We start from the raw sequence: 4,227 nt of genomic DNA on the forward strand, positions 1-4,227 counted from the left end.
CCTGCCACTTTATGATTTTACGAGGAATCGAATCAGCTTCATTTGTAAACACGATTATTACGATTGCGAAGTTGATTCCAATCTTCCTGTTTTTGATCATTGTACTGTTTGCTTTTAAACTGAACATGTTTACCGGTGACTTTTGGTTTACACCGAGTGGCAAATTCCAATTTGCTGACGTGATGAAGCAAGCCAAGAGCACGATGTTGGTAACTGTTTGGGTCTTCATTGGAATTGAAGGGGCGGTTGTCTTTTCAGGACGTGCCCGAAAGCGTTCCGATGTTGGTAAAGCAACTGTTTTAGGAATTATTACGGTTATTTTGATTTATATGTTGGTAACATTGCTATCGTTTGGTGTTATGAGCCGCGCCGGATTGTCGCATCTGACACAACCTGCAATGGCTGATTTGCTTCAAAGTATTGTCGGTAAGTGGGGCGCGATGGTTGTTAACCTTGGGTTGATTATTTCAGTTGTCGGTGCGTGGTTGTCTTGGACGATGTTTGCTGGACAACTACCATACGAAGCAGCCAAGGAAGGCACATTTCCTAAATTGTTTGCTAAGGAAAACAAAAATGGTGCACCAATTACGTCATTAACAGTGACTAATATCTGTGTAGAGATCTTTATGTTCAGCTATTTAATTACAGCATCGGCTTATAACTTCTTCTATTCGGTTTCAAGTGCTGCGATTTTGATTCCTTACGCATTCTCGGCTTTCTATCAGTTAAAATACTCCGTGAATGAAGACCATGGCAGTGGCCGGGGTAAGAACATTACAATCGGAATCATCTCAAGTATTTACGCATGCTGGTTGTTATTTGCCGCCGGCACCAATTTCTTGTTACTGATGTCATTGTTATTTGCTGCCGGGATTCCTGTTTATTGGATCCTTCAAAAACGGGACAATAAAGCAGATAAAGTGTTTGGCCCAATTGAAATGACAGTTGCTATCATTATTGTCATTGCAGCCATCTACACAATTTATGGATTGATGGTTGGAAAGATTACATTTTAGAATTATGGTAGTTTGCAATAAAAAGGCTGGGGCAAGGTGTTTGTCCCAGCCTTTTTGCTGTCGTTGAGTGACATTGCGACTTCATGATTTCTTCGGGTGCTTGCATTTTTTTCTATTCCCGGTAAGATAGTGGAATATAACCTTATGTGAAAGCGAGATAAATTAATGAAACATTTATTCTTTGATTTTGACGGTACGATCGCGGATTCAGAACGCGGAATTGTTAAATCAATCAAGTATTTTATTGAGAAGATGCATCTGCCTGAACTAACAGATGATCAATACAGAAAATTTATTGGCCCAGCACTCATTACGTCAATTCGAAAGTTTTATCCTGATCTTTCTGATGATGACGTTTTTAATGCACTTAAATATTATCAGGAATATTATCAAGATGATGGCATTTTTCAATTGAAAATTTACCCTGGCATTTTAGAAGAATTAGATGCTTTAAAAGATGCCGGGTACCATTTACACATTGCATCGGCCAAACCAGAAGTCATGATCAATCGAATTAATGATCACTTCGAACTGGGACGATATTTTGACGGAGAATTTGGTGCAACCAGTGATGAAAAAACTCGAATTACTAAATCAGCAATTTTGACCTATGCGTTAAAAGAAACCGGTGCAAATAAAACCGACAGTGTAATGATCGGTGATCGAAATACGGACATGCTTGGGGGCTACGAGAATCATGTTAAGACCCTGGGGGTAACATATGGCTTCGGCGATGTACCGGAACTTTCAGCAGCACATGCAAGTGCCATTATTAATCGGCCGGAAGAAATTCACCATGGTGTCGAAAAATTGGTTGGTTAAACATTGGTACTTTAAAACTGATGAATTGGAAATGTCGTAAAAATAATTAATATGAGCGACTTTTGAATGCTTTAACCAAAAAATAACCACAAAACGTGGCACAAAAATAACGCCAGAGCTTTAAGAGCATGGGCGTTACTTTTGTGCCACGTTTTAATTTGGTCATAATTGTGATTACAAATCAGATGTTGAGAATAAGGATGATTTTTAACCCAGCCTCGATATGATGTAGAAATCGATTACTTGACGTGTCGCGTGAAAAGCAGATCTTACGGCTTAATATATGAATAACCCTGTTCCTGTAATGCAATCAAATCAGCGACACCTGCCGGAACAATCTCAACGTTGTCCGGTAGATCTTTTGCTGCAATACCGTGGCTTTTCATCGCGTTTTTGCAAGCGTGAAACCGAACAAATTCTTTACCGAGGTTTTTAACGGCTTTTCGACCGGTTGTCATTAAATATCCCATGATACCATCGCCATTGACCAAAACTGTCACCTGATAATCTTCATCCTCACTATTGCCGTAATCAAGTAAGTTTTTAATATTTCCCATTGTATGGGACCATTTCTCAGCTTCATCAATATGGAAAACAACCTTATGCATTTGCTTCCTCCCTTGCTAACTTTCCGGTATCAAAGGCTTCCTTAAATAGTTGGTAGTCTTTATGAACCTGCTTGGCATAATCATTTGACCAAGTGACCAAACTATTTGCTAATTTTTTCTTTTTACCGATATAACCATGGATGATGCCGGCAGTTGGGCTTTGTGCGTGTCCCCGGGCAAGTAACAAAGCACAAATCTTAGCATAATTAGCGAAATCTTCTTCATCCATTTTTTCGAGATTAACGGATTCTTTCATATCCCAGAACTGACGTACATAAAAACTTCTGCCGGTGTCTTCATTATGGTAAAAGCCTAGGAAAGGATCGGATGCCCGCTGTAATACCTGTTGGCAGGTAATGATTCTTTCACCGTTGTCCGGGCCGTTTTGACTATATTTGGTTGTGACATCGAAGCCTTGAAACCGACGGGTCTGTAGTGCCTCTTTAATTTGTAAAACAAGGTGGCTGCCGTCGATGGCGGTTAGTAAAACTAAATAGCAGCGGGTACCAAAGCTGCCGACACCGACGCTGTGTCTCACAATATCGCTAATATGGAATTGTGAAAAAAGAACCGCAACATCAGGACTGACGGTTTGAAGGTATTTCTGGAGATGGTCCACAATTTGGCCGTAACGCTTTTTTGAAACGTGGACGGTTTTAGGTGGATTTTCGCGGAAAACAAGGTGACCTTGAGTATCAATGGTGGTAAACTTCTTAACCACTTTTTCTGAATCACGCGAGACGGCACTATTTTTAATCTTTTCCCAGAGCTTTGGCAACGAATTGCCATCTGCTTCGGCTTTCAGGAAGCTTTCAACTTCAGTAGAAAAATAGTAACGTTCCAATGCACTGTGATCATCAAAACATTGACTAAGGATTTCCTGGTAGGTTTCAACGGCTGCTTTTTCGATGCTTGAAATTTTGTCATGGGAAAGTCCAAGTTGTTCGCCTGCCAGAATAACGCTGACTAACAATCTGCGAATATCCCAGTCCCACGCTCCAATTGTGGACTCATCAAAATCATTGAGGTCGAAAAGCAGCTTTCTTTCCGGTGAAGCATAAAAGCCAAAATTACCAATGTGTGCGTCACCTGAAATGACGACCGGAATGTTTGATGATTCTTGATTTGACAGGTCATAAGCCATTAGTTCATCTGTTCCTCTAAAAAATGAAAAGGGGGATGCAGCTAACCGCTTATGGCGAAGTGGGAGTAGTTCCGAGATCAATTTGCTCTCAACATGCTCAATCCCTGATACCACATCTCTGTTTACTTGTTTAAACTGTGCCAGTTTTTCAAAAGGTACTTTGTCTCGAACATCATGGCCCATATGAATCAGCTCACTAACGGTTTTATTGATTCGAATTTCACTTAAATCGTAGCGTAAGCTTGAAACCTGCTGCGCAGATGACGAAGGTTGTTTATTTTGCATCAATGGTCTTTCCTTTCGGGTATTTAGCTTCATTGTGGCTGAGTGACAGGCAGCAGTCAAGAAAAGTGGTAATTTGCGTTTGGAACTTGCATTGACAGGCTCTGTGTTACAATACCATTAATGAGTTATTTTGGAGATTTTATCTATGAAAAAAATTTATTGGGAAAGCATTGAAATTAATCATCAGACATTTTATTTTACCGTGACTGACAAGGGATTGAATTTTGTTTCCAGTCCGCATCGGCATATTTCTGAAATCTTTGATTTCTATCCTAACAATCGCTATCAATATCAATTCATGTACAATGAAACAATTACCGGAATTTATCTTGATGAGTTCAAAGAATACTTT

Annotated in this window: 4 protein-coding genes and 1 pseudogene; 3 read left to right on the forward strand and 2 right to left on the reverse strand. The window is 39.9% G+C overall.

Features of this window, described 5'->3' with window-relative positions:
- Positions 1-1,016 (forward strand): amino acid permease (locus tag HMPREF0519_RS03315; RefSeq protein WP_003634650.1); only part of this gene is annotated, 1,016 nt, incomplete at its 5' end.
- Positions 1,017-1,181: 165 nt separating this feature from the next.
- Positions 1,182-1,838, forward strand: coding sequence for an HAD hydrolase-like protein (locus tag HMPREF0519_RS03320; RefSeq protein WP_003557514.1), 657 nt, complete (start codon positions 1,182-1,184; stop codon positions 1,836-1,838).
- Positions 1,839-2,107: 269 nt separating this feature from the next.
- On the opposite strand, the gene HMPREF0519_RS03325 is transcribed toward HMPREF0519_RS03320, so the two are convergent.
- Both HMPREF0519_RS03325 and HMPREF0519_RS03330 read right to left on the reverse strand, forming a co-directional pair.
- The gene (locus HMPREF0519_RS03325) at positions 2,108-2,446 is read right to left on the reverse strand and encodes a DsrE family protein (RefSeq protein WP_003634652.1); all 339 of its coding nucleotides are present in this window, start codon (positions 2,444-2,446) and stop codon (positions 2,108-2,110) included.
- Complete coding sequence (locus HMPREF0519_RS03330) at positions 2,439-3,875, reverse strand: DUF2252 domain-containing protein (RefSeq protein WP_225429124.1); 1,437 nt, start codon at positions 3,873-3,875, stop codon at positions 2,439-2,441. The genes HMPREF0519_RS03325 and HMPREF0519_RS03330 overlap by 8 nt, the downstream gene beginning before the upstream one ends.
- 145 nt (positions 3,876-4,020) lie before the next feature.
- On the opposite strand from HMPREF0519_RS03330, the pseudogene HMPREF0519_RS03335 reads away from it, so the two are divergent.
- A pseudogene (locus HMPREF0519_RS03335) lies at positions 4,021-4,227 on the forward strand (methylated-DNA--[protein]-cysteine S-methyltransferase); the annotation flags it as partial.

The organism is Lentilactobacillus hilgardii DSM 20176 = ATCC 8290 (assembly GCF_000159315.1).
GTDB classification, from domain to species: Bacteria; Bacillota; Bacilli; order Lactobacillales; family Lactobacillaceae; genus Lentilactobacillus; species Lentilactobacillus hilgardii.